The organism is Vibrio sp. 10N.286.51.E5 (assembly GCF_041469125.1).
GTDB classification, from domain to species: Bacteria; Pseudomonadota; Gammaproteobacteria; order Enterobacterales; family Vibrionaceae; genus Vibrio; species Vibrio crassostreae_C.
Genome location: NZ_JBFRJZ010000037.1, coordinates 36580 through 60085, shown reverse-complemented (window position 1 = coordinate 60085; position 23506 = coordinate 36580). Strand labels below are relative to the sequence as shown.

At 45.4% G+C, this 23506-nt stretch carries 23 protein-coding genes and 1 riboswitch; of the genes, 13 read left to right on the top strand and 10 right to left on the bottom strand.

The features are described from left to right. The first annotated feature begins 1 nt into the window (after position 1). The 7 genes from lptB to mgtE all read left to right on the top strand — a co-directional run bounded on the left by lptB (position 2) and on the right by mgtE (position 5708). Positions 2–727, top strand: coding sequence for an LPS export ABC transporter ATP-binding protein (lptB, locus tag AB4161_RS14070; protein WP_004735304.1), 726 nt, complete (start codon positions 2–4; stop codon positions 725–727). A gap of 54 nt (positions 728–781) precedes the next feature. Further along, positions 782–2242, top strand: a complete 1461-nt coding sequence (locus AB4161_RS14065; RefSeq protein ID WP_017058913.1) for an RNA polymerase factor sigma-54 — start codon at positions 782–784, stop codon at positions 2240–2242. Positions 2243–2304: 62 nt separating this feature from the next. Further along, positions 2305–2592, top strand: a complete 288-nt coding sequence (gene hpf / locus AB4161_RS14060) for a ribosome hibernation promoting factor (RefSeq protein WP_009847742.1) — start codon at positions 2305–2307, stop codon at positions 2590–2592. Position 2593: 1 nt separating this feature from the next. Further along, the gene (gene ptsN, locus AB4161_RS14055) at positions 2594–3055 is read left to right on the top strand and encodes a PTS IIA-like nitrogen regulatory protein PtsN (RefSeq protein ID WP_004738707.1); all 462 of its coding nucleotides are present in this window, start codon (positions 2594–2596) and stop codon (positions 3053–3055) included. 1 nt (position 3056) lies between these two features. Then, positions 3057–3926, top strand: coding sequence for an RNase adapter RapZ (gene rapZ / locus AB4161_RS14050; RefSeq protein WP_017063735.1), 870 nt, complete (start codon positions 3057–3059; stop codon positions 3924–3926). Between the two features lie 2 nt (positions 3927–3928). Next, positions 3929–4204, top strand: a complete 276-nt coding sequence (locus tag AB4161_RS14045; RefSeq protein WP_017066670.1) for an HPr family phosphocarrier protein — start codon at positions 3929–3931, stop codon at positions 4202–4204. Between the two features lie 148 nt (positions 4205–4352). Next, positions 4353–5708, top strand: coding sequence for a magnesium transporter (gene mgtE / locus AB4161_RS14040; protein WP_017058911.1), 1356 nt, complete (start codon positions 4353–4355; stop codon positions 5706–5708). 95 nt (positions 5709–5803) lie between these two features. Here the strand turns inward: mgtE and pmbA are convergent, their stop codons facing one another. Beyond that, on the bottom strand, positions 5804–7147 hold the full coding sequence (pmbA, locus tag AB4161_RS14035) for a metalloprotease PmbA (RefSeq protein WP_017058910.1): 1344 nt from the start codon (positions 7145–7147) through the stop codon (positions 5804–5806). A gap of 118 nt (positions 7148–7265) precedes the next feature. Here pmbA and yjgA point away from each other — a divergent pair, with 118 nt between their 5' ends. Beyond that, entirely contained in the window at positions 7266–7790 is a 525-nt protein-coding gene (yjgA, locus tag AB4161_RS14030; RefSeq protein WP_102394283.1) for a ribosome biogenesis factor YjgA, read from the top strand. A gap of 125 nt (positions 7791–7915) precedes the next feature. Here the strand turns inward: yjgA and thiQ are convergent, their stop codons facing one another. The 5 genes from thiQ to mpl form a co-directional block, all read right to left on the bottom strand. Continuing rightward, on the bottom strand, positions 7916–8620 hold the full coding sequence (gene thiQ, locus AB4161_RS14025) for a thiamine ABC transporter ATP-binding protein (protein WP_017071293.1): 705 nt from the start codon (positions 8618–8620) through the stop codon (positions 7916–7918). Beyond that, the gene (thiP, locus tag AB4161_RS14020) at positions 8620–10233 is read right to left on the bottom strand and encodes a thiamine/thiamine pyrophosphate ABC transporter permease ThiP (protein WP_017058907.1); all 1614 of its coding nucleotides are present in this window, start codon (positions 10231–10233) and stop codon (positions 8620–8622) included. The genes thiQ and thiP overlap by 1 nt, the downstream gene beginning before the upstream one ends. A gap of 92 nt (positions 10234–10325) precedes the next feature. Beyond that, positions 10326–11318, bottom strand: a complete 993-nt coding sequence (thiB, locus tag AB4161_RS14015; RefSeq protein WP_102320274.1) for a thiamine ABC transporter substrate binding subunit — start codon at positions 11316–11318, stop codon at positions 10326–10328. Between the two features lie 53 nt (positions 11319–11371). Then, positions 11372–11491: riboswitch (TPP riboswitch) on the bottom strand. A gap of 43 nt (positions 11492–11534) precedes the next feature. Then, positions 11535–12158: a flavin prenyltransferase UbiX gene (locus AB4161_RS14010; RefSeq protein ID WP_016787846.1), complete on the bottom strand. Its 624-nt coding sequence runs from the start codon at positions 12156–12158 to the stop codon at positions 11535–11537. 38 nt (positions 12159–12196) lie between these two features. Then, the gene (mpl, locus tag AB4161_RS14005; RefSeq protein WP_017071296.1) at positions 12197–13555 is read right to left on the bottom strand and encodes a UDP-N-acetylmuramate:L-alanyl-gamma-D-glutamyl-meso-diaminopimelate ligase; all 1359 of its coding nucleotides are present in this window, start codon (positions 13553–13555) and stop codon (positions 12197–12199) included. A gap of 270 nt (positions 13556–13825) precedes the next feature. Here mpl and fbp point away from each other — a divergent pair, with 270 nt between their 5' ends. Next, positions 13826–14836 (top strand): class 1 fructose-bisphosphatase, encoded by a 1011-nt coding sequence (fbp, locus tag AB4161_RS14000; protein ID WP_017063728.1) that lies wholly within the window; start codon positions 13826–13828, stop codon positions 14834–14836. Between the two features lie 87 nt (positions 14837–14923). Here the strand turns inward: fbp and AB4161_RS13995 are convergent, their stop codons facing one another. From AB4161_RS13995 to AB4161_RS13985, 3 genes are read right to left on the bottom strand one after another with little or no spacing between them, the layout of a single operon-like run. Then, the gene (locus AB4161_RS13995) at positions 14924–15280 is read right to left on the bottom strand and encodes a gamma-glutamylcyclotransferase (RefSeq protein WP_017069403.1); all 357 of its coding nucleotides are present in this window, start codon (positions 15278–15280) and stop codon (positions 14924–14926) included. Between the two features lie 18 nt (positions 15281–15298). After that, positions 15299–19057: a translocation/assembly module TamB domain-containing protein gene (locus AB4161_RS13990; protein ID WP_372083495.1), complete on the bottom strand. Its 3759-nt coding sequence runs from the start codon at positions 19055–19057 to the stop codon at positions 15299–15301. Beyond that, a complete protein-coding gene (locus AB4161_RS13985) occupies positions 19054–20766 on the bottom strand; it encodes an autotransporter assembly complex family protein (protein WP_372083494.1) in 1713 nt (570 codons plus the stop codon). Before AB4161_RS13985 ends, AB4161_RS13990 begins: the two co-directional genes overlap by 4 nt. A 195-nt stretch (positions 20767–20961) precedes the next feature. Between AB4161_RS13985 and msrA the strand changes: the two genes are divergently transcribed. Continuing rightward, complete coding sequence (msrA, locus tag AB4161_RS13980) at positions 20962–21591, top strand: peptide-methionine (S)-S-oxide reductase MsrA (RefSeq protein ID WP_048605928.1); 630 nt, start codon at positions 20962–20964, stop codon at positions 21589–21591. Between the two features lie 113 nt (positions 21592–21704). Here msrA and AB4161_RS13975 read toward each other — a convergent pair whose 3' ends face one another. Then, positions 21705–21905, bottom strand: coding sequence for a DUF1107 family protein (locus AB4161_RS13975; RefSeq protein ID WP_019821424.1), 201 nt, complete (start codon positions 21903–21905; stop codon positions 21705–21707). Between the two features lie 253 nt (positions 21906–22158). On the opposite strand from AB4161_RS13975, the gene AB4161_RS13970 reads away from it, so the two are divergent. The 3 genes from AB4161_RS13970 to AB4161_RS13960 all read left to right on the top strand — a co-directional run. Continuing rightward, complete coding sequence (locus AB4161_RS13970) at positions 22159–22710, top strand: YtfJ family protein (protein WP_048605931.1); 552 nt, start codon at positions 22159–22161, stop codon at positions 22708–22710. A 90-nt stretch (positions 22711–22800) separates the two neighbouring features. Further along, a complete protein-coding gene (locus AB4161_RS13965; protein WP_017063722.1) occupies positions 22801–23091 on the top strand; it encodes a DUF2607 family protein in 291 nt (96 codons plus the stop codon). A gap of 41 nt (positions 23092–23132) precedes the next feature. After that, positions 23133–23506 (top strand): DUF2796 domain-containing protein (locus AB4161_RS13960; protein WP_372083493.1); only part of this gene is annotated, 374 nt, incomplete at its 3' end.

The following is a 23506-nucleotide window of genomic DNA, read 5'->3' as shown; positions in this document are numbered from 1 at the left end:
GATGGCTGTTCTTAAAGCAAAAAACCTAGCGAAAACCTACAGTAAACGTAAGGTTGTTACCGATGTAAGCTTACAGGTAGAGTCAGGCCAGATCGTCGGTCTGCTTGGGCCTAACGGTGCAGGTAAAACCACATCTTTCTATATGATAGTTGGTTTGGTGGCGCGTGATGAAGGTACCATCAGCATTGATGACCGAGACATCAGTATCTTACCAATGCACAGCCGCTCTCGTCTTGGTATCGGTTACCTGCCTCAAGAAGCATCGATTTTCCGTAAGTTGTCCGTAGAGAACAACATCATGGCGGTTTTACAAACCCGTGATGAAATGACCAACGAACAACGCCAAGATAAGCTGGAAGACCTGCTAGAAGAGTTCCACATCCAACATATCCGCACCAGCAATGGTATGGCTCTGTCGGGTGGTGAGCGTCGTCGTGTAGAGATTGCTCGTGCACTAGCAGCAAACCCGCAGTTCATTCTATTGGATGAACCATTCGCCGGTGTTGACCCGATCTCAGTAATCGATATCAAAAAAATCATTGTTCACCTGCGTGATCGCGGCTTGGGCGTTTTGATTACCGACCACAACGTTCGTGAAACATTAGACGTGTGTGAAAAAGCTTACATCGTAAGCCAAGGACACCTGATCGCTGAGGGTACTCCTGAAGATGTTCTCAATAACGAACAAGTTAAACAAGTTTATCTAGGCGAACAATTCCGTCTATGATTATATAGAGAGTATCGAGAGTTCTAAGAATAATAACTAGGTAAGTCACACTGAATGAAACCCTCATTACAACTTAAGCTAGGCCAACAGTTAGCAATGACTCCTCAATTGCAGCAAGCGATTCGTTTGTTGCAATTGTCTACTTTAGATTTGCAGCAAGAGATTCAAGAAGCACTTGAATCTAACCCACTACTCGATGTCGAAGAAGGCAATGAAGATACGCCAACATCGGAAGAAAAACCTAGCAGTGACGAAAAAGAAACTGTTGAAGCCACAGAGCAAGACTTACCTGATAGCTCAGACTTAATCGAAAAATCAGAGATTGGCAACGAACTAGAAATCGACACAACTTGGGAAGACGTCTACAGCGCGAACACCGGTAACACGGGTATTGCGATTGATGACGACATGCCGGTTTATCAAGGCGAAACCACTCAAAGCCTGCACGATTACCTGCTTTGGCAACTCGACTTAACGCCATTCACTGACACCGACCGAAGCATCGCTTTTGCATTAATCGATGCCATCGACGACTACGGCTACCTCACTGTAACTTGTGAAGACATCCTTGAAAACTTCGACAATGAAGAGATCGAGCTTGATGAAATTGAAGCGGTACGTAAACGAATTCAGCAGTTTGATCCGCTAGGTGTCGGTTCAGTCAACCTGCAAGATTGCTTGTTACTGCAACTGGCAACCTTTCCCCAAGATACGCCTTGGCTTAACGAAGCTAAGTTAGTACTTACTAGCCATATCGACCAACTCGGCAATCGCGATTACAAACTGGTTATCAAAGAGACCAAGTTGAAAGAAGCAGAACTACGTGAAGTTTTGCAACTGATTCAACAGCTGGACCCTCGTCCTGGCAGTAAGATTACTCCGGATGAAACTGAGTATGTGGTTCCAGATGTATCTGTCTTCAAAGACCTTGGCAAATGGTTAGTGACCATTAACCCTGATAGCGTGCCTAAGTTGAAAGTGAATCAGCAGTACGCTGATCTGGGCAGTAAAGGCAACAGCGCCGACAATCAATACATCCGCTCAAATTTGCAAGAAGCAAAGTGGTTAATTAAAAGCCTAGAGAGCCGAAATGAGACGCTACTCAAAGTTGCGCGATGCATTGTTGAACATCAGCGTGATTTCTTCGAACATGGCGAAGAAGCGATGAAGCCAATGGTTCTTAATGATGTTGCGTTAGCTGTTGATATGCACGAATCCACGATCTCTCGTGTGACGACTCAAAAATTCATGCATACGCCACGTGGCATCTTCGAGCTCAAATACTTTTTCTCAAGCCATGTCAGCACTGACAATGGCGGTGAATGTTCATCTACAGCAATTCGCGCACTCATCAAGAAGCTTGTCGCAGCGGAAAATACCGCGAAGCCTCTAAGTGATAGTAAGATTGCTGCTTTACTGGCTGACCAAGGAATTCAGGTAGCTAGACGTACCATAGCGAAATACCGTGAGTCTCTGGGCATTGCCCCATCGAGTCAGCGTAAACGCCTGCTATAAGCTCATTTAGTCGCTAGTTACTTAGCAACTATGATCAGGCAACCAACTGAAAAGGAAAGTCTATGCAAATCAATATTCAAGGCCATCACGTTGATCTTACCGATTCAATGCAAGACTATGTTCACACCAAATTCGACAAACTTGAGCGCTTCTTTGATCATATCAATAGCGTTCAGGTTGTTTTAAAAGTTGAGAAAATCAATCAAATCGCAGAAGCTACCCTGCATATAAATCAGGGGGAAATCCATGCGACAGCAACAGATGAAAGCATGTATGCCGCGATTGATTCATTGGTTGATAAACTCGTCCGCCAACTCAACAAGCACAAAGAAAAGCTAAGTAGTCACTAACATGCAATTAAGCGAAGTACTTTCATTGGACTGCACCAAAAGTGCAGTCCAATGCACAAGCAAAAAAAGAGCCCTTGAGCTCATCAGCCAGATAGCAGCTGAGAGCTGCGGTCAAGATTCAACAGAGCTATTTGAGTGTATGTTGAGCCGTGAGAAGATGGGCAGTACCGGTATTGGTAATGGTATCGCGATTCCCCATGCTCGTATGAATGTCAGTGATAAAGCGATAGCTGTATTACTGCAATGCCAAGATCCTATCGAATTTGATGCGATTGATAATCGTCCTGTCGACCTACTATTTGCCCTGCTTGTTCCTAGCGAACAATGCAAAGAGCATCTAAAAACCCTTTCTTGTATGGCAGAACGACTAAACGACAAGCAGACTCTTAAACAGCTGCGTAATGCTCAGAGCGATCAAGAGCTTTACGACATCATGATTCAAGTGCCAACTTGCGAGCAATAACATGCGATTAATCGTGGTTAGTGGCCAATCAGGGGCCGGTAAAAGTGTTGCGTTACGAGTCCTAGAAGACTTGGGGTATTACTGTGTCGATAATCTACCAGTAAACCTGCTCAACAACTTTGTCGAATCGGTACGCGAAAGCAACCAAAACGTTGCGGTAAGTATTGATATACGTAACCTACCGAAAGAGCCTCAGTTAGTCACCGACACGCTCGAGCAACTCGAGTCAGCTACAAACATCGATGTTGATGTATTGTTCCTCGATGCCAGCAAGCAGACACTCCTTAAGCGCTACAGCGAAACCCGCAGAATCCACCCTTTATCAATTGGCCAAGAAAAGCTATCTCTTGAGCAAGCGATTGATTTAGAGAAGACACTTCTGACACCTCTCGCAGAGCACGCCAGCATTGTGATCGACAGCAGTGACTGCAACCTCTACGAATTGAGTGAAAAGGTTCGATTTAAAGTTGAAGGCAAAGAGAAGCAAGAGCTGATCATCGTCTTTCAATCTTTCGGTTTTAAGTATGGCTTGCCAAGTGATGCCGACTACGTGTTTGATGTTCGCTTTTTGCCGAACCCTCACTGGGAACCTGCACTACGACCACTAACCGGGCTAGATGCACCAATTCACTCCTTTCTAGAAGAACACTCAGAAGTTCTGGAACTCAAGCAACAGATCCAAGGCTTTGTTGAACAGTGGTTACCAATGTTAGAGAAGAACAATCGCAGTTACCTAACGGTCGCGATTGGCTGTACTGGCGGCAAACACCGCTCGGTTTATCTAACCCAGAAAATTGGTGAGTACTTTGAGCAACTTGGCCATCAAGTTCAAATCAGACACGCCTCCCTAGAGAAGCACCAACAGGGCTAACCATGGAATTAACTCGAACTGTACTGATCCAAAATCGCTTGGGTCTTCACGCTAGAGCAGCCGTAAAGTTGGTTGAGCTTGCACAAAGCTTTGATGCAACCATCACTATCCATAGCGAAGAAGATAAAACAGCAACAGCAGACAGCGTAATGGGGTTACTTATGCTGGAATCAGCGCAAGGGCAACATATTACGATTCAAGCTGCAGGTACCGATTCACAGCAAGCACTGGATGCCGTCTGTCATCTCATTGAAGACAAGTTTGATGAGGGTGAGTAGCGAAAACGCTTCACTCACAACGCCTAAGACTCAAACAACGAACCAACCAATATTAAATCTTAGTTCTATCTAAGTTTATGATTTAAATAAGCCCCAGAATTAAGTTACTATTCCAACCATTGTTAGAATAATGAGATAGGAGGAAAATATGGCAGAGCAATTAGAATTCGACCAAGCTCACCAAACCCTCCAAGAAGTCAGCGAAGCCCTAGAAAACGGCCGATTTGTTCACGTACGCCGACAACTTCAGGACATGGAGCCTGAAGATATTGCACACCTTTTAGAAGCCTCCCCTCGCAAAAGTCGTGACGTACTCTGGCAACTCACCGATCCTGAAGACTACGGTGAAATTCTTGATGAACTAAACGAAGACGTCAAAGATGCTCTTGTGTCGAAAATGGCACCTGAGACCTTGGCAGAAGCAACCGAAGGTATGGAAACCGATGACGTCGCGTACGTACTTCGAAGCCTACCCGACGATGTTTCTCGCGAAGTCCTTTCTCAAATGGACTCCGTCGATCGTGCATTAGTTGAAACTGCCCTGTCGTACCCTGAAGATTCAGCGGGTGCGATCATGAACACCGACGTAATCACGATTCGTGGTGATGTCGATGTTGACGTTGTATTGCGCTACATGCGTATGCGTGGCGAACTGCCGGATGCAACTGATGCTCTGTATGTTATTGATGAAGAAGAACGTCTTATCGGTAACCTATCACTTACCACGCTAGTAACGACTCAACCTGATGTCCCTGTTTCAGAAGTGATGGATGATGCCGACGAAGCGATCGCGGTAGAAACCAGTGCGTCAGATATCGCGAGCCTGTTTGAACGTCGTAACTGGGTTTCTGCGCCTGTCATCGATAGTAACCAGCACCTTGTTGGTCGTATCACCATCGATGACGTGGTTGATGTTATCCGTGAAGATGCCGAACACTCAATGATGAGTATGGCGGGTATGGACGATGACGAAGATACCTTCGCACCGGTCGTAAAATCTGCTCGTCGTCGTAGTGTGTGGCTTGGTGCTAACGTACTCGCAGCACTGGCGGCAGCATCTGTATCAAACATGTTTGAAGCAACGCTCGATCAAATGGCAGCGATTGCGGTTCTGATGACTATCGTGCCTTCGATGGGGGGTGTTGCGGGTAACCAAACCGTTGCTCTGGTGATTCGTGGTTTGGCACTCGGTCATATCGGTGACAGTAACAAACGCGAACTGCTACTCAAAGAGGCAGCCATCGGCTTCCTAAACGGCGTTCTATGGGCCGTTATCATTGGTGGTATCGTGGTGGCTTGGAAAGGTAACTGGATACTGGGAGGCATCATCTCAGCGGCGATGATGACCAACTTGATTGTCGCAGGTATTGCTGGTGTAACTATCCCAGTGATGTTGAAGAAGATGAATATCGATCCAGCCCTTGCTGGCGGTATGGCACTGACCACAGTAACCGATGTTATTGGCCTATCGGTGTTCCTAGGCTTAGCGACCATACTGATCTAGTTAGCATAAGCAGTTAGCCAATTTTGGCGAAATACAGAAAACAAAAAGGGAGCCACGGCTCCCTTTTTTAATTCATCAGATTCGCTTTAATTGAATTACTCACCCGCGACTTTCATCGACTCAAGCAGGATAGAACCCGTTTGAATTTGCGAACGTGTTTCTACGTCGTTACCCACAGCAACAATCTGAGTAAACATGTCTTTTAGGTTACCTGCGATTGTTACTTCTGATACTGGGTATTGGATCTCTCCGTTTTCAACCCAGAAACCTGCAGCGCCACGTGAATAATCACCCGTTACGGTGTTTACGCCTTGGCCCATCACTTCAGTGACTAGGAAGCCAGTACCCAACTCTTTTAGCATCTGCTCAAAGTTTTGACCGGTCGATTTAACGAACCAGTTATGAATACCACCAGCATGACCGGTTGGCGTCATATCCATCTTACGTGCGGCATAGCTCGTTAGTAGGTAAGTTGCTAGCACACCGTCAGTGATGATTTCACGATCTTGAGTGAACACACCTTCGCTATCGAATGGGCTTGAAGCCAAACCACGCAAGATATGTGGTCGCTCAGAAATGTTAAACCAGTCAGGTAGGATTTTCTGACCGAGATGATCCAATAGGAATGACGACTTGCGGTAAAGGTTACCGCCACTGATCGCCATAACAAGGTGACCAATCAAGCCAGTTGCCACATCATTAGCGAACATAATTGGGTACTGGCCTGTTGGTAGCTTTTTCGCATCCAAACGGCTAATGGTCTTTTCTGCAGCTTCTTGACCTACACGCTCAGGCGTCCACAGCTCGTCACGGTGACGTGCAACGGTGTAGCTGTAGTCACGCTCCATCTCACCGTTAGCGCCTTGTCCAATTACACAGCAGCTCGTGCTATGACGACTAGAAGCATAGCTTGCTAGTAAGCCATGGCTGTTACCATAAACCTTAACGCCATAGTGGCTGTCGTAGCTTGCGCCATCACTCTGTTTGATCTTATCGCTATAAGCTAACGCTTGCTTCTCAGCAGCAATCGCAATCTCAGCGGCATAGTCAGGGTTTGGTTCATCAGGGTGAAAAAGATCCAAATCTGGAATTTCTTTTACCATGTATTCTTTTGCCGCAGGACCGGCAAATGGGTCTTCAGAAGTGTACTGAGCGATATCAAGTGCGGCCGCGACGGTTTGAGCAATCGCCTTCTCACTCAGGTCAGATGTAGATGCGCTGCCTTTTTTCTGGCCGCGATAAACAGTAATACCAAGTGCACCATCACTATTAAATTCAACGTTTTCCACTTCACACATACGTGTTGAAACACTTAAACCCGTTGACTTAGTAATAGCAACTTCAGCGGCGTCGGCACTCACAGAGGCCATGTCCAACGCTTTTGCTACTGCGGCTTCTAGCTCAACTCTTTGCTGGGCGACTTGCTGTTTTACATCCATATCTATTCTAATTTTGTAGGTCAATATTACGTAGGATAACAAGAATTTCGCTTTCTCCCCAAGATTCTTGCTAAAATAGGCAATATATTCGTTTGAGATAGTGACATAGGCAGAAAAGATGGCTCGCAAAAACCAAAAAGCCCCATGGGAACCAGAAGAAGAAATCATCTGGGTAAGTAAGACAGAAATGAAAACCGACATGGAAGCGCTACAAAAACTGGGGGAAGAACTTGTTTCCCTGAAGCCTTCTGTATTAGACAAGTTTCCTCTGTCTGAAGATTTGGCACAAGCGATTAAAGATGCACAACGCTTTAAAAATGAAGCGAAGCGCCGTCAACTTCAATACATTGGTAAAGTAATGCGCAATGTTGATCCTGAGCCAATTCAAGCGGCTTTGGATAAAGTACGTAACAAGCACTCGCAAGCAACCGCTGAACTGCACAAGCTTGAGCAACTGCGTGATCGTGTTGTTGCTGAAGGTGATGCGGCTATTTCAGAAGTAATGGAAATGTACCCTGAAGCAGACCGTCAGCGTCTTCGTCAGCTAGCTCGCCAAGCTAACAAAGAGAAATCAGCGAACAAGCCAGCAAAGGCTTCTCGTGAAATCTTCCAAATCTTAAAAGAGCTAAAGCTAGAAGACTAATCGTTATCTCGCTTTACTCATAGAGTGAATAAAAGACCTAGCACATGCTAGGTCTTTTTGTTTTTGACGTACTCGATATCAAGAAGCACTCAATATCAATAAATACTCACAGGAGTGATGAGTCGTCACTCACCCGCTTTAACAAATGAGCTTAATTCTGTCTGTGGATGATCCGCCGTCAGTGCCTCTATCGAGTCTTCAACCAACACCTTACCTAGCGCCACAAACACAAACTTATTCGCGATACTGCGTGCGTCACCTAAATGGTGAGTCACCATCAAGACCGTAATATTTCGCTCTGCCGCTAATCGCTTCACTAAGCTAAGCATCTCTTCACGCAGCAAAGGATCAAGCGCAGAGAAAGGTTCATCAAGCAGCCAAATATCATGAGGTTGGACAAAACAACGCGCTAACGCGACACGCTGGCGTTGACCACCGGATAAGTGCTCAGGCAACCTATCCAAATACTCAGCGACGCCAACTTGCGCTGCGGCTTGCTCCACAGCTTGCTTTTGGGTTGCAGTAAGCTTTAAACCTGGATGCAGACCTAAACCAATATTTTCTCGCACCGTAAGGTGAGCAAACAGGTTGTGCTCTTGAAACAACATCGCCAACGGACGCTGATGTGCTTCTTTACCAATAAGCGACTGCCCAGCCACTGATATCTCACCCGATGTAGGCTCGATGAAACCAGCAACTAGCGCCAACAGTGTAGACTTACCCGCACCACTCGGCCCCATAAGCGCAACAATATCGCCCTGCTCAGCTTGAAAATCAAAGCTAAACAACTCTCTGTGATAATGGTAATCCACATCTTTCATCACTAACATCATCGGTTCCTTAATTCTTTAGCATCGAGCTTAGATCTTCGAGTAAATAAGAATTCTATTAAGCTAAAACTGCCGACACTCAGTAACAGTAAGCTCACAGAAACTACCGCCGCCGCTTCCATTTGATAGCTGCCTAACAATTGGAATAGGTACAAAGGCAGAGTTCTAAAATCTTGGCTACCAAACAAAGCAATCGCGCTTAAGTCACCCATCGCCAACATAAAGCTAATCGAGAAGGCTTGCGCCATCGGCTTACGCAATGCTCGCCACTCCACTAACCTAAAACGCGTGAAACCTGTCATACCCAAGCTTGCACACACATACTGGTACTGCTGAGACAAATGCAGCATAGGTTGAGCTAGGGTTTTAATTACGTAAGGCAGCGCCATTAAGCTGTTGACGGCAATCACGATAAAGAAAGCTAAACTGAATACATCGGTGAATGAACGCAGTAATAAGAAGATACCCGTACTGATCACCAGCCCCGGAGTCACTAAGATAATAGTGCCAATCAGCTCGATTTTATCGGCTCGAAAATTCTTGTTCTGTAAACGCCATGCTCGGCTAGTCAGCAGTATGGCGATACCAATACCAACTGCGATAACACTTGCTAATGACGCGACTTTAACCGAGGTCATTAACGCCGCCCAAAACGGCTCGCTGCTGAGTACGGTTAATGCCTGTGAGTTAATTCCACTGACGATAACCATAGCTAATGGCGGCAATACCAGCATTGAGACTATGATGATCCAAAAGCTATCCCAAGCTTTTGACCACCAGCTGTCCTTAACCAAATATTTCTCTTCCGACAGCTGACTGGCCGTCACTGAAATAGGCTTCGATAGGCGTTGAATGCTCACCGCTAGCACACCACACAGCAGCATTTGCCATATCGCGAGCAAGGCACCAGCTTGAAGGTCAAAGTCGAATTTAATCGCCTGATAAATAGCGAGCTCGATAGTGGTTGATTTAGGTCCACCGCCTAGCGCCATCACGGTAGCAAAGCTGGTAAAACACAACATGAAGACTAAGCCACACACATGTGGTAATTGCTGTCTTAAGCGAGGCCATTCAACCCATCTGAATTTGTTCCAATGACTCATACCCAAGTGAGCACAAAGCTTGTGTTGCTCGGCAGGCACGGTATCTAACGCTTGCAGAAGTAAGCGACTGGCATAAGGCAAGTTGAAGAAAACGTGCGCCAGCAAAATACCATTCAATCCGTATATGGAAAATGGCAATTCAATATCGAAGTTCGCCAAAAACTTAGCTAACCAACCACTATTGCCATAGATCGCAAGTAAGCCAAATACACCCACTAACACTGGCAGGACTAAGGTCGACGCGAACAGCCTTAACAACAAAGCGCGTCCAAAAAATTGTCTACGACACAGCGCATGAGCAATAGGTATAGCAAAGCCAACACTCAGCACCGTTGAGAGTGTCGCCTGATAAAAACTGAATTTCGTTACATGCCAATAGTAGGGATCGGACCATACTTGGCTGATATCAAGAGAAGGGGCATTGCTAAGCAATGCCCCAACTGCTGAAACCACGAAGGCGGTAATGAGTATCGCTACCCAAATCCCAACCTTAGGTGTTTTCTTTATCATAGATTGATTTTTTACCGTAAATGGTTCGCTCAGTTAACATCGAACAAACCTTTAAATACAGAAAGTTAGAAAGCTAATTTTTTAAAAGCAAATTAAAAAGTAAGTGCACTCTGCCATTCACGAATCCATGGCTTACGCTTAGCTGCAATTTCTTCGGGCGTAAAGCTTAGCGCTTTCTGAGGAACCGTAAGTTGCTCGAACCCTTTTGGAAGCTCAATATCGGTCACTGGGTACATCCAGTTGCCTGTTGGCATCGCCGATTGGAATTCATCACTTAGGATAAACGCCATAAACTCATCAGCAAGCTTTTCGTTCTTGCTGCCTTTAACCTTAGCGGCCACTTCCACTTGAGTGTAATGCCCTTCTTCGAAGCTTGCTGCTGCATACTTAGAATCGCTCTCTGCAATAATGTGGTAAGCCGGAGACGTTGTATAAGACAACACTAAATCCGACTCGCCTTCTAGGAACATAGAATAAGCTTCAGACCAGCCTTTGGTTACAGTCACTGTTTTCTGAGCAAGCTTCTTCCATGCTGCTGTCGCTTCATCACCGTATACTGATTTCATCCAAAGCATCATGCCTTGGCCTGGTGTTGATGTACGTGGATCTTGGTAGATGACCTTAAGATCATCACGCTGCTCAACCAGTTCTTTCAAGCTCTTCGGCGGGTTTTCCAGTTTCTCTTTATTGTAAACAAAAGCAAAGTAGCCAAAGTCATAGGGTACAAAAGTGCTGTCGTTCCAACCATTAGGAAGCGTTACCGATGACGTATCAACATTATGCTCAGCCAATAAGCCCGTCGCTTTCGCTTCAGCCATCAGGTTGTTGTCGAGACCTAGCAAGATATCGGCTTTGCTGTTGCCGCCCTCAAGACGTAAACGGTTCAGAATAGACACGCCATCTTCTAGAGCGACAAAATTCACATCACAACCACACTTCTCTTCGAATGCTTTTTCAACGGCAGGACGAGGGCCCCAATCCGCAGCAAAAGAGTCATAGGTGTATATAGTCAAAGTGTTGTCTGCGGCAAAGGCAGAAAAAGAAATAGCTGTAGTAACAGCAAGGGTAGTTAATGTGAATTTCACTGGACGCTCTCCATGGTCTGAGCGGCACAGGTTTGAGGGAGGAGAACGGTAGAGGTTGTTCCTAACTCAATTCCTACGCCAGCATTATCTGGTTCAGGTTTACGGGTCCCAAGCACCTGCTTGATCTCAGCTCGCATTCATTATTTGAATGGTTCGCTCCCCGATGAGTGTTCAGAATTGTAATTTGATTTTTAACAATAAGCTATCAAGTTTGGATCAATTACGTTGATCGTAACCCCAACGTGGCACTAAACCTTGTTCGATACCAAGGTGATCTAGAATACGCGCCACCATAAAGTCGACCAGATCTTCAATTGACTTGGGTTGATGATAAAAACCCGGAGCTGCAGGCATGATCGTTACGCCCATGGTCGAAAGTTTGTGCATGTTCTCGAGATGAAGCGTCGAAAATGGCGTCTCGCGAACCACCAACAACAATTGGCCTCGCTCTTTCATGACTACGTCTGCTGCTCGCTCAATCAGGTTATCTGATAGACCATGAGCAATCGAAGCCAAGCTTCCCGCTGAACATGGACAAACGACCATCTGTTTAGGTGCTGCTGAACCAGAGGCAACCGGCGAGAACCAATCATCTTTGCCACACACCACCAGCTTTTCAGGGTCGCAGCCAAGATGTTTAACCAAAGCTTGTTTCGCCGCATCTGGCCCAGCAGGTAACTTAAGTTCATGCTCGGTCGCCAATACCACTCGCGCTGCCGATGAAATCAGCAAGTAGACCTGATAATCGGCTGCCAAAAGGCATTCAAGTAAACGCAGGCCATAAGGCGCACCGGATGCGCCAGTGAAAGCAAGGGTTATCGCTTTATCGTGTTTTGTCATGTTCTCAATTACTTCAAATTATAAGGTCGTGGATGCCGTTAGCCTTTGAGTGCCAATCCATCCAACAGTTTTTGATGAATGCCACCAAAGCCACCATTACTCATTACCAAAATTTGGTCGCCAGCTTGTGCCTCTGAGACAATTTTAGCAACGAATGCATCCATGTCATCACTCACGTGTGCCGGTTGGTGACAAGCGTCTGCAACATCTTGAACTGACCAATCAATGTTATCCGGTTGGAATAAGTAGGTAGAATCCGCTTGTTTAAGCGAATCAGCCAAGGTTTCTTTATGCACACCACGTTTCATGGTGGCGGAACGAGGCTCTAAAACGGCAATGATTTTTTTCGAGTCGACCTTATTACGTAAGCCGCCGAGCGTAAGTTCAATCGCCGTTGGGTGATGAGCAAAATCATCATAAACAGACACACCTGCCACCTCGCCTTTAAACTCCAAACGGCGCTTAGTATTAATAAAGGTAGCTAGTGATTCACAAGCAAGGTCAGGTGTCACGCCCACATGACGTGCAGCTGCAATCGCCATCAAAGCATTATTTACGTTGTGGTCGCCCACTAAATCCCAATTTACGGTTCCAACACATTCATTTTGGAAGTAAACCTCAAATTGAGAGCCATCTTTGACCAGTTTCTTGGCATCCCAGTCGCCTTGCTCGCCACTCGATTCAGTTTCACTCCAGCAACCGCGAGCTAGAACATCTTCAATAGCGCTGTCTTGCTTAGGTGAGAAAATGCGACCATTGCTTGGCACAGTACGCACCAAATGATGAAATTGTCGCTTAATCGCTTCAAGATCGTCAAAGATGTCCGCATGATCAAACTCTAGGTTATTCATCACTAAGGTTCTTGGGTGGTAATGAACGAACTTAGATCGTTTATCGAAAAAAGCACTGTCGTATTCGTCGGCTTCTACCACGAAGAACATGCTTTCACCAAGGCGAGCAGAGATACCAAAGTTACCCAACACTCCGCCAACTAAGAAGCCCGGTGCATAGCCACAGTCTTCCAAGATCCAAGCCAACATGCTTGATGTCGTGGTCTTACCGTGCGTTCCCGATACCGCTAACACCCAACGGTCATGCAGTAAGAACTCTTGCAACCACTGAGGACCAGAGGTGTATCTAAGGTTGTTATCCAACACATACTCAACACACGGATTACCGCGGCTCATTGCGTTACCGATAACCACGAGATCTGGCCTTGGTTCTAATTGGCTAGGGTCGAACCCTTCAATAATTTCAATCCCTTGTGATTCCAACAAGGTGCTCATTGGTGGGTAAACATTCGCGTCGCTACCCGTAACCTTGTGACCTAATTGACGAGCCAATACCGCAGCACCACCCATGAAGGTGCCACAAATTCCTAAGATATGAATATGCATAAATTGCTTCCAAACGCTTGGCTAAATAAACAGTGCCTAATTAAAACGGCTTGCACTCATTATCATTAAATGGCGATTAAAAGCGAGCAGCAATGCAAAACAAATTGAGTCGACATAGTAAGTGAGATCTGTGTCGCTTAGTTCATTACCATTAAAAAGATCTAACCTTTAGAATTTAGGTAAGCGTCTAGATGAATAAAGCCCACTCAAGAGGCCGAATCTACAGTGCTCAAATCCCCCCTAATATTGAGAGAAGTTTAAGGAAATAACATGTCTGAGATGCGCACCCTTGGTGAGTTCATTGTTGAGAAACAGAGTGACTTCCCCCATGCAAGCGGTGATCTATCATCCCTTTTGTCGTCTATTCGACTTGCTGCAAAAATTGTTAACCGTGAGATCAACAAGGCTGGCCTAGTCGACATCACTGGCGCTGTTGGTACAGACAACGTGCAAGGTGAAGAGCAGCAAAAGCTAGACCTTTACGCGAACGACAAATTTAAAGCGGCTCTAGAAGCCCGTGACCAAGTTTGTGGTGTTGCAAGTGAAGAAGAAGACGAAGCTGTCGCCTTCAATAAAGAGCTCAACAAAAACGCAAAATACGTTGTACTGATGGATCCACTAGATGGCTCATCAAACATCGATGTAAATGTATCGGTTGGTACAATTTTCTCTATCTACCGTCGAGTATCACCGATCGGTACACCACCAACACAAGAAGATTTCTTACAGCCAGGACACAAGCAAGTAGCCGCGGGTTACGTGATTTACGGTTCTTCAACCATGCTTGTATACACAACAGGTGCTGGCGTAAATGGCTTCACCTACGACCCATCACTGGGTACCTTCTGCCTATCTCATGAAAACATGATGATTCCAGACGAAGGTAAGATTTACTCAATCAACGAAGGTAATTACATCCGCTTCCCTACGGGTGTTAAGAAGTACATCAAGTACTGCCAAGAAAATGAGCCAAGCGACAACCGCCCTTACACATCACGTTACATCGGTTCTCTAGTATCAGATTTCCACCGTAACCTTTTGAAAGGCGGCATCTATTTGTACCCAAGCACGCAAAGTCACCCTCAAGGTAAACTGCGTCTGCTTTACGAGTGCAACCCTATTGCTTTCCTTATGGAGCAAGCTGGCGGTATTGCATCAGACGGTGCACAGCGTATCATGGATATCAAACCAACTGAGCTACACCAACGTGTGCCTTTCTTCGTTGGTTCAACAAAAATGGTACGTAAAGTAGAAGAGTTTCTTGAGCTGAACCCTGAGTAACCCTCTCATTTCATTCTCAAACTAACGCTATTAAAAAGCCAGCACCTCAGTGCTGGCTTTTTGTTGTCTCGTAAGGTGATTAACTAGTTAGGAATCATTGTTCCGCTGACACCAGTTACCCGAAAGTATTTCTTTATTAGCTGTTAGATCAAGCTGATACAAATATACCCATGCTAATCCAAATATAGTCTCTATTTGCTCGCGACGATACTCAACAGGAACATCTTCTAGCCGATCGAGCGACTCTAAAATTTCGTCGTTAATGATATAGACCTCACCAGCGACACTTTTCTTTCCCAAAATCATCGCCGGATAGGCACCTAAATCAAAAAGTGCGTATTCCTTAGGTGTATCAAACTGCCCTAATAAATCGCAGCCCTGCAAATAATGGTGATTGGACTGACCTTGCCTCAAGGTTCCATAGACAAAAACAAGATGCTGCATATGCCCTCCCATACGGCTCTACTCGAACTCAAATTGATAGAGAAGATCCACAGCACTGTCTAGGCCAGAAACAGCTTCAACATAGAGATCCTGCATCAATCTATAACGAACGGTAAACTCACCTAACGAGTTAAAGATACCCACACCATACTTCACCTGTAAGCCAGGCAGGATGTAACCACTTACCGTCACTTGAGAGTCATCGCCAGAGCCTGCAGTATCCAGTTGCAAGTCCTTTACACCAAAGGCTTCACCGATTTCACCAACAACCTTACCACTCTTCGCTAAACTCAAACCGATTAAAGTCGTTGTCATCGAACCGCTCGACTCACCGTCGATATCTTGGCCACGCAAAATATAAGACAGTGCGTTCGCTTGTGGCATCGCTGGGTCAGAATAAATCTCGATGGTAGGCTCTGTCGCAGGGCCAGTCACTCGAATACCAGCGGTCACGTCATCCTGAGTATTATCAGGATTACGAATCGCGTTGATGGCTACGTATGGCTGATCCGGTGGTCCATTCATTAGGATCTTACCCTCTTCAATCAAGAGGTCTTGCCCGAATGATTGATAAGTACCATCGACGATGTTCACTTCACCTGTAATAAATGGACCTTGGTCTTTTTGAGCCACGTTGAGCTTACCGACCAAATCACCTTCAAGACCGAAGGCAGACAGTTTAAAGTCATCACCAATGGAGATATTAATATTCGTCATCACATTGAATGGATTCGTATCTTCGTTTTCTGGCTCTAGATCTTTATTCAAAATAACCTGATCAGAAGAGACGCCAACCGCTGACGGTGGTAAATCTTCAACAACAATTCGTCCCCATGGTAATGCAATATCACCGGTGATTTTCGCCAGATCTGGTGTGACATCAATAGTCATATCAGGTACGACCTTCACCTTAACCATCGGTGGGATATCAACCATCAACTCATCAGCGAAAACTCTAACGTTCGAATGCCATGCTTTAAGATCTTGCCAATCTCCGGTTCCCTCAATATCAAGGTGACCATCAGGTGTTTCGACATTCGCATCCAGTTTTGCACTATAACCATCAAAGTCGAGGTCGATGCGGCCATCTTTCACATCAACAGGCGTAACATCGCCTTTGACTTGAATACCATCAACAGAGAATTGACCAAAGACTTGAGGGTGCATCAGAGAGCCTTTAACTTGAAGATCACTCTCAAGGTCGGCTTTCAATAAGCTGTATTCACCTAGAATTGGTTGTAAGAAATCAAGATGGAACGTGGTCAGCTTAATTGCCGCATCGACCATTTTGTCTTCGGCAAGAATATCCGGTAACGACACCGTGCCAGACAGGTCACCATTGTCGGAAACATCCAACTTAAAATCGGCATCCAGTTTGTTGTCTTTCAGTTGGGCATTCAATGCAACGCTTTCCCAACCCAGTGTGATTGGCTCACCCACTTGTTGAACAACCTGACCTTTCGGCATATCAACGCTTACCGTGACTTCAGGCTCATCTTGTTCAGACCACTTTGCATGAGCAGTCGCATTGACTAAGCCCTGTAATTGCGTCTCTTTAGGCACAAAGGCTTTAATCTGCTCGAAATCGAATTGATTGATGGCTACCTTGGCCTCACCCGATTTTCCGACACGAACGTCTTCATCCAAACACACGCTCGAACCCGATTGTTTCCAACAGTGCGCTTGAACATCGGCAAACTGTTTATCAACATCCGCATTTATCGCGACAGGTTGATCTAACACCCAAGGGCCTTGCTGAGTGGTGATTTTGACTCTGTCTAACGATCCATACCAAATAAGAGAAGGCTTTTGAATCAACTCTCCGGAAATAGCTAAGCTTGTAGACACGATGTCGGATATCACATCAAGTGTCACTGTGTGTTTCTTCTCACCACCACTCACCGTGAGATCAATGCTTTTTACGCTCTGATCTTGATAGGTTAGGTTGTTAGCTTTTAATTCAAGATCAGCTTGAGCTTCAGGCAATGGCAGAGGAACCACAGAACCATTAAGCGACAAGGATTCTAGTGTTGCTTCGTTATTCCAATCTACCTTATCCACATTTAGAGCGAGATCGACTTCAGGCTTTTTCGTTGGACCACTGAGCTGGATGTTACCAATCACTTTACCTTTCAAATCAGGGACGCTTTTTACAAGCTCAGGGAAGTGAATCTCAACACCCATGTCCCATTTCTTATCAAGCTCACCCTGAGCCTTAATCGAGTTAACACCGTGAGCTAAGCTCAAACCACTGGTTTTCAGTTTTGGTTCACCGCTCGCGCTGCGATCCGACGCTGACAACTGACCTTCGATATCCAGAGGGTATTCTCGCAAGATCCCTTCAATATCCAATTTAGGCAGTTCAATCGCCCAGCCGCCCGCTTCAGTCAACTCACCTGAGGTGACGATGTTTCCACTAATGTTGCCCTCAGCTTCTGGCCACTGCAGACCCGGTTGAATATCTTTGAGTGTCACGTCAGCTTGCCAGTTAACGAGACTCTTCCAGTTCGCTTTAACGACACCGTTAAGCTCACCGCCTAGCGTGTTGAGCTTTAGACGCTCGAGAACAATTTGTTCCGTCGTGCCTTTACCCTGTAGATCGATGGCTAATTCAGGGATTTCCTTACCATCGGCTTCACCTTTAAGAAGAACATTAAAACCATCTAGTGAGCCATCAGCTTTAAATTGCTCAATTGTCGCTTGGTAATCGCTTTTTCCGGTAAGGGGCCACTGTGCTTGTCCGCCCTCTAAAAGAAGGTCAAATGGCAGAGTCGGTTCTAAGGGGTGAATATCCCCAGACAACTTTGCCTCAATCAGCTCAGAAAATTGGGAGTCTAGGTTTAGCTTAGCCACGCTGCCTTGTGCTTTCAGAGACAACTTCTGCCCAACAAGGTCGGTTTCTTTCACCAACGCATCCAAAGAAAGTTCTAGCGGGTAACCGCCCTTGAGCTCAACCTTCGTGGTTAGATTGGCGCTTGCTTGTGGCATATCGAGTTCGAGAGTTGAAACATCAACCGTGTGTTTGCCCGCGCGAGCTTCTAGCCCAAGGTGGTTAACAACGATTGGTGTTTCTTGTTCTAAGGTGAAACGGTTGAGGTCAAAACGCTCCAACACAACCTGCAGAGGAATCCAGACTTCCGGCAATTCGATAGCCGTTTTAACGGCAGCTTTTGGCTCAACCTTTTCTGCTTGCGGTTCTTCTGTCGACTCAGCGAGTTTAACCTTAAGATCATTGAATAAGGTTGGCGATACAGTTAGCTTTTCGCCCTGCATACTCAAAGCCGTAGAGAACAAGCTCCATTCAATTTCATGCCCTAAGATATTCAACTTGATATCAGACAAAGCGATACGGTTGATTACGATTGGCAACGGTGTTTTTACCGATGTTACGGGCGGAGTAGGTTCTGTTTCTTCTGTAGAGGCCGGAGGCAGTTCAGTAAATGCGAAGTCCAATCCTTGAATCGCTAAACGATCGACACACAACTTAGGGTCGAGCAGACAGCGAGGATTAATCGCCAAGTTCAGCTTTTGAACTTTGGTGTCTATATGCAGGCTGTCATCTTTAAACTGAACATTATTAAGCGTAAAGCTCGGGAACAGAGCCCCTTTAGTGCTTTCCACTTTAAGCTGTGGCAACGCTTTTTCAGCGCCCCACAACACAGTGTTCAACCCTGGATTGGTGAACAAAACAAAACCTAGCAAGGCTATCAACAACAGCAAAATAGACGTCAATGAGATCGACGTCCACTTGATGCACTTGCCCATCACTTTGATCATAATTCTGGCCCTAAACTAAAGTGTAACTGGAACTCATCACCTTTTGCTGCATCTAGACCCCAAGCAAAATCTAAGCTCACAGGGCCGACGGGCGACGCCCAACGAACCCCGACGCCGGTACCATGTTTCCATTCAGGTTTATCATTGAAGGCATCACCAATGTCGTAGAATGCTGTGCCCCACCAGTTTCCAACCAAGCGGTATTGGTATTCAAACGAGCTGGTTGCAATGAATTTGGCACCCGTTAGTGCGCCACTTTCATCTCGAGGAGAGATCGACTCATAACCATAACCACGAATGCTATTGTCACCACCAGCAAAGAATCTTAGGGAGGGAGATAGCTTATCAAACTCATCGGCAAAGTTGCCGCCAAATTGAAGTCGAGTTAAGCCTCGGTGATTGTCGCCAATGCTTCGAATCCAAGCGGTTTGACCTTGAAAACGAACAACCTTAGTTTCAGATAACAAGGTATCATCACCCGCTTCAACCATAATGGTTTGTTTATCGCCCCACATCGGCATCGAACCGCCTCGCGTTCGAGTGCGTGAGAAAGAGATACCCGGCAGCACAAATTGCGCTAAATCATCCTGCAAACCTTGCTCATAGTTTTCGACCAAGTATCGAATGAAGACCGTGCGTTGCCAACCGTTATCCAGTCGCCAATATCTTTCTAGCGCTAAGTTTGACTCCAAACTCTTGGTATCACGATTATCCAAGTTTTTCATACCGTACTTAACTTGATAGTAGTCGTTCAGTACGTCATCCAGAGGGATTTTATAGGTAGCGGTAATCGTCTGTTCAGGTTTAGAAATCGACAGGCTGCTATTGAAGCTATGGCCTTGTTCATTAACCCAAGGTTTTTTCCACTTCAGAGTGCCTTTTACGCCAAGGTCGGTGGATACACCGATACCAGTTTCGATTTGGTTACGAGCTTGCGGAGCAAGGCTAACCTTCATCGGGATCTCTCGGCCTTCGCCTAACTGGCTTAAATCTGGTTCAACAAATACCGAGGAGAACCAATCCGTATTGGACAGGTTTTGGTTGTACTCACCGACTTTGGTGATTGAGTAAGGTTCGCCATCCTCAAATGGTTTAAGTGACTGCACCTTATCTTCTTCTATCTGGCTACCAGTAACCTGAGTAGTACCAAAGTGATAGCGGATACCACTGTTATAATGAAGACGAACATAAGCGCGGTTCAATTCAGGAGCGACTTCTAGCTTACTAAGATCATAAGCACCATCGAAGTAGCCTTTCGCTAAGCCAAGGTTGCGGATCGACGATTTCAAAGAGTCATAATTACCATGATTCAGAGTCGAACCTTTAGACAAGCTACTCTTCGCTATCAAGGCTAAAAAGTCTGGGTCATCTTTGGCTTCACCCGTCAGAACGATATCTGAAGTATAAATAACAACAGGCTCTCCCGGCTCAACCGTAACGGTCATTTCGGTATCATCTTCGGAGTGAGTAAATGTGATTTTAGGGTGGTAGTAGCCTAACGCATTCAGAGCTTCTTTAATCATAGATTCCAAGCGGGATTGGAATCTTAGTGAAACCGAATACTCTTCTTCAGGGATCGCACTCAGATAAGCATCAACATTATCCTCAAGCGCTCCATCTAGCCCTTTGATTTCAAGGGAAACGTCAGCGAAAGCGAGCGTCGATGACAATAGAGTGCCAATCAGAACTGGTAAAGTTTTTCTTATCATGTTTAATTGGTGAAGAAGTTATCAATACGTTAATAAGTGAAAAGAAATAATACCGCTAAATAGGCATTGAGTCTGTAATAAATCCTGGAATAACACGGTCTAATTTAAAGACTTATTCAATATTGACCAACAGTTAATATGAACCCACGTTAAATAAAAGCCAGCGCGGTAAACGTATGCGAAAAGGAATATAACATGCTAAACAAACAACAACTGGTTTCTGCAGCAACCGCACTACCGGGAAATGCTGACCCAATTCGAATCACTGAGCGCCATTTCGTCAATCAAACCGACCTGCTCGATGCGCCTACGGACTCTCAACAAGAAGTCCTGTTTGGTATGGGATGCTTCTGGGGAGCTGAGCGTTTGTTTTGGCAATTGGATGGCGTTATTTCAACATCCGTTGGTTACTCTGGCGGATACACAGTTAATCCCACTTATGAACAAGTATGTACTGGGCAAACCGGCCATACCGAAGTCGTTCGTGTCATATTTGATAGTGAACAAACCTCTCTAGCTCGAATACTTGAGACCTTTTGGGAGCGTCATGACCCAACTCAAGGAATGCGCCAAGGCAACGATTTAGGAACTCAGTACCGTTCTGCGATTTACACCTTCAGTGAAGAACAACAATCTATCGCTGAGCACTCTAAACGTGAATATCAACGAGCAATGACTGAATCTTTAGGCAACGAGATCACGACGGAAGTTCTGCCTGCTGGAAAATATTTTTTCGCAGAAACCTACCACCAGCAATACCTGGCTAAAAATCCGAATGGGTATTGCGGGTTGGGTGGAACAGGTGTCTGCTTCCCTCCACAATAAAGTGCCGTTCGACATACCAGCGAGAACGACACGCATTAAAAAAGGGCTTCCATTAATTAGGAAGCCCTTTTCATTGTTAATCTATTCAGTGCAAACAAATCGATAAAGCGCAGTTACACCGGCAACGCTGCAATCGTGCCGTTAACTTCTTTAAAAATAGTGAGCTTTTGTTTGTCTGAAACTTCAGGAAGAAGCACCTTGCCTTGGTCGAAGCGAAACTCTCCAACACCTTCAATAGCAAATTGGCCTTTGAACAGGACTTTAACGAAACGCGCCACCTGATGTGGACGGTAAGTAGAAAATTTTCTTAACATAATACAACCTCAATTCCATTTGAGTACTACAGTCACATACCTGAACAGCGTCGCTGTTCAAAGCACATTTAATCGCTAATTCCTTTAGCAAACAGCAAGATAATCTATTGTTCATCTCGATATTGATGCATTATACCTTTTGGTAACAAGCCTGCAACTTCTTTCTACGTCGTACGATAAAAAAGTTAAAGAGGCATTTTTCAAATTTCATATTATACTTCCTGTGCAAACCAATAAGCGGAACAAAAATATAATGAAAAACAAAACTCTACTGGCTTTTCTAGCCGCAGCCTCTCCACTCTTCGCCAATGCTCACAACCTATCAGTAGGCGCTACCCTGCCTGCCGTCGATGTGAGTAACTATGGTGAGATTGTTCTAAACGACGGAAATACTGGATATCAAGCTTGGGCAACCAATGATCTTCTAGGTAAAGTTCGCGTCGTTCAAGCTATCGCTGGCCGCAGCAGCTCTAAAGAGCTCAACGCACCACTGATGGCAGCCATTACCGCATCGAAGTTCTCAGAAGACAGCTACCAAACCACCACCATCATCAACCAAGATGATGCGATTTGGGGGACTGGGTCTTTTGTTAAGTCATCAGCCGAAAGCAGCAAAGAAGAATTTCCATGGTCTTCTATGGTCCTAGATGAAGACGGCGCCGTTGCGTCATCATGGGCTCTAAAAGAAGAAAGTTCAGCGATTATCGTTCAAGACAAGCAAGGTAAAATCTTGTTTGTAAAAGAAGGTGCATTAAACGAATCAGAAGTCACTCAAGTCATTGAGTTGATTAAAGCGAGTCTTTAATAAGATATTCGCGTCTTTTTCGAGACCTAACCAAAGGATATTGTTATATTATAACAGTATCCTTTTTTAATTCTGTGGTTAATCATCCTGATGTGGCAAAACACACCCAACAATGTGAAACGAAAAACAGGCTTCTTGCTTGGGCTTATGCTCATGTTAAGCGTGTTAGCCGCAACACACATCGTGGATATCGCACCAGAGCACCACACCTCACACCATTGTGAGCTGTTTTCGCTTAATCAGTTCATCACAGCGCACTCACTACCACAGATTCCAGAGTTCCATTCGGAATTTACTGTCGCTATCACAGAGTCAGTAACTTCACTACAGCGGCTATATTTCGCTTATTTGGCACGCTCACCTCCTGTAAATATCGCTTAATTACCACTACTTTTTAATTAACCTTTATTCAGGAAAAAAACATGAAACCTACTATTTTAGCCGTTGTTATCGGCATGACTGTCTCTACAAATGTTCTAGCTAACGAAGAGTTCCGCTCTCATGATGCACACGTACATGGTCAAGTTGAAGTAAACATCGCGCAAGATGGGCAAGAACTGCTTGTTGAAGTAACAGCTCCAGGCGCGGATGTGGTTGGGTTTGAACATGCTCCAGAAACTGCAGAACAGAAGAAAGTGTTTGAGCAGGCTATCGCACAATTAAACAAGCCAGAAGAGCTGTTTAGTTTTAACAATGCGAGTTGTACTCTGAAGTTCAAGTCAGTGGCAAACACCTTAGAAGGCGATCATGACGACCATGAAGGCCATGACCATGCAGAACACGGTCATGACGACCA